This is a genomic window from Staphylococcus sp. HMSC072B07 (assembly GCF_001815505.1).
Classification (GTDB): Bacteria; Bacillota; Bacilli; order Staphylococcales; family Staphylococcaceae; genus Staphylococcus; species Staphylococcus simulans.
Window position 1 is genome coordinate 1 of sequence record NZ_KV820930.1, and the last position, 3,104, is coordinate 3,104.

A 3,104-nucleotide genomic window follows, 5' to 3' on the forward strand; every position below is an offset into this window, starting at 1 on the left:
ATTATACATTCAAAACTAGATAGTAAGTAAATTTCAATTCGACCAATCAAAACTTGAAATTTGATTAAGTCTTCGATCGATTAGTATTCGTCAGCTCCACATATCGCTATGCTTCCACCCCGAACCTATTAACCTCATCATCTTTGAGGGATCTTATAACCGAAGTTGGGAAATCTCATCTTGAGGGGGGCTTCATGCTTAGATGCTTTCAGCACTTATCCCGTCCATACATAGCTACCCAGCTATGCCGTTGGCACGACAACTGGTACACCAGAGGTATGTCCATCCCGGTCCTCTCGTACTAAGGACAGCTCCTCTCAAATTTCCTACGCCCACGACGGATAGGGACCGAACTGTCTCACGACGTTCTGAACCCAGCTCGCGTACCGCTTTAATGGGCGAACAGCCCAACCCTTGGGACCGACTACAGCCCCAGGATGCGATGAGCCGACATCGAGGTGCCAAACCTCCCCGTCGATGTGAACTCTTGGGGGAGATAAGCCTGTTATCCCCGGGGTAGCTTTTATCCGTTGAGCGATGGCCCTTCCATGCGGAACCACCGGATCACTAAGTCCGTCTTTCGACCCTGCTCGACTTGTAGGTCTCGCAGTCAAGCTCCCTTATGCCTTTACACTCTATGAATGATTTCCAACCATTCTGAGGGAACCTTTGAGCGCCTCCGTTACACTTTAGGAGGCGACCGCCCCAGTCAAACTGCCCGCCTGACACTGTCTCCCGCCATGATCAATGGCGCGGGTTAGAAATCCAACACAGCTAGGGTAGTATCCCACCAGCGCCTCCACGTAAGCTGGCGCTCACGCTTCTAAGGCTCCTACCTATCCTGTACAAGCTGTGCCGAATTTCAATATCAGGCTACAGTAAAGCTCCACGGGGTCTTTCCGTCCTGTCGCGGGTAACCTGCATCTTCACAGGTACTATGATTTCACCGAGTCTCTCGTTGAGACAGTGCCCAAATCGTTACGCCTTTCGTGCGGGTCGGAACTTACCCGACAAGGAATTTCGCTACCTTAGGACCGTTATAGTTACGGCCGCCGTTTACTGGGGCTTCGATTCGTAGCTTCGCAGAAGCTAACCACTCCTCTTAACCTTCCAGCACCGGGCAGGCGTCAGCCCCTATACATCACCTTACGGTTTAGCAGAGACCTGTGTTTTTGATAAACAGTCGCTTGGGCCTATTCACTGCGGCTCTTCAGAGCGTGAACCCTAAAGAGCACCCCTTCTCCCGAAGTTACGGGGTCATTTTGCCGAGTTCCTTAACGAGAGTTCTCTCGCTCACCTTAGAATTCTCATCTTGACTACCTGTGTCGGTTTGCGGTACGGGCACCAGTTATCTAGCTAGAGGCTTTTCTCGACAGTGTGAAATCAACGACTCGAGGAAAACATGTTTCCTCTCCCCATCACAGCTCAACCTTGAGAATGGCGGATTTGCCTACCATTCAGTCTCACTGCTTAGACGTGCACTCCAACAGCACGCTTCGCCTATCCTACTGTGTCCCCCCATCGCTTAAAACGATAAATGGTGGTACAGGAATATCAACCTGTTATCCATCGTCTACGCCTGTCGGCCTCGACTTAGGACCCGACTAACCCAGAGCGGACGAGCCTTCCTCTGGAAACCTTAGTCAATCGGTGGATGGGATTCTCACCCATCTTTCGCTACTCACACCGGCATTCTCACTTCTAAGCGCTCCACATGTCCTTGCGATCATGCTTCGACGCACTTAGAACGCTCTCCTACCATTGTCCTACGGACAATCCACAGCTTCGGTAATATGTTTAGCCCCGGTACATTTTCGGCGCAGTGTCACTCGACTAGTGAGCTATTACGCACTCTTTAAATGATGGCTGCTTCTAAGCCAACATCCTAGTTGTCTGGGCAATACCACATCCTTTGCCACTTAACATATATTTTGGGACCTTAGCTGGTGGTCTGGGCTGTTTCCCTTTCGAACATGGACCTTATCACCCACGTTCTGACTCCCAAGTTAAATTGATTGGCATTCGGAGTTTGTCTGAATTCGGTAACCCGAGAGGGGCCCCTCGTCCAAACAGTGCTCTACCTCCAACAATCATCACTTGAGGCTAGCCCTAAAGCTATTTCGGAGAGAACCAGCTATCTCCAGGTTCGATTGGAATTTCTCCGCTACCCTCAGTTCATCCGCTCACTTTTCAACGTAAGTCGGTTCGGTCCTCCATTCAGTGTTACCTGAACTTCAACCTGACCAAGGGTAGATCACCTGGTTTCGGGTCTACGACCAAATACTCAACGCCCTGTTCAGACTCGCTTTCGCTGCGGCTCCGCATTTGCTGCTTAACCTTGCATCAGATCGTAACTCGCCGGTTCATTCTACAAAAGGCACGCCATCACCCATTAACGGGCTCTGACTACTTGTAAGCACACGGTTTCAAGTTCTCTTTCACTCCCCTTCCGGGGTACTTTTCACCTTTCCCTCACGGTACTGGTTCACTATCGGTCACTAGAGAGTATTTAGCCTTGGGAGATGGTCCTCCCGGATTCCGACGGAATTCCACGTGCTCCGTCGTACTCAGGATCCACTCAAGAGAGAATAAACTTTCGACTACAGGACTTTTACCTTCTCTGGTTCAACTTTCCAGGTGATTCGTCTAATTTATTCCTTTGTAACTCCGTATAGAGTGTCCTACAACCCCAATGAGCAAGCTCATTGGTTTGGGCTCTTCCCGTTTCGCTCGCCGCTACTCAGGGAATCGATTTTTCTTTCTCTTCCTGCGGGTACTAAGATGTTTCAGTTCTCCGCGTCTGCCTTCGGACATGCTATGTATTCACATGTCGATAACACAACATAACTTGTGCTGGGTTCCCCCATTCGGAAATCTCTGGATCAACGCTTACTTACAGCTACCCAAAGCATATCGTCGTTAGTAACGTCCTTCATCGGCTTCTAGTGCCAAGGCATCCACCGTGCGCCCTTAATAACTTAATCACGTTATTAATATTGTGAGTAATCGTTTGCCGTCGGCAATTGATTACTAGCGATTCATTTAAATGAATAAAGCTTTTAAAACTCTAATTCACTCGGTTTTGCTTGGTAAAATCTATTTTT

At 49.2% G+C, this 3,104-nt stretch carries 1 rRNA gene; it reads right to left on the reverse strand.

Annotated features, from left to right (window positions below):
• Window positions 1-60 precede the first annotated feature (60 nt).
• Window positions 61-2,984: ribosomal RNA gene (locus HMPREF3031_RS09610) — 23S ribosomal RNA — on the reverse strand.
• Window positions 2,985-3,104 lie beyond the last annotated feature (120 nt).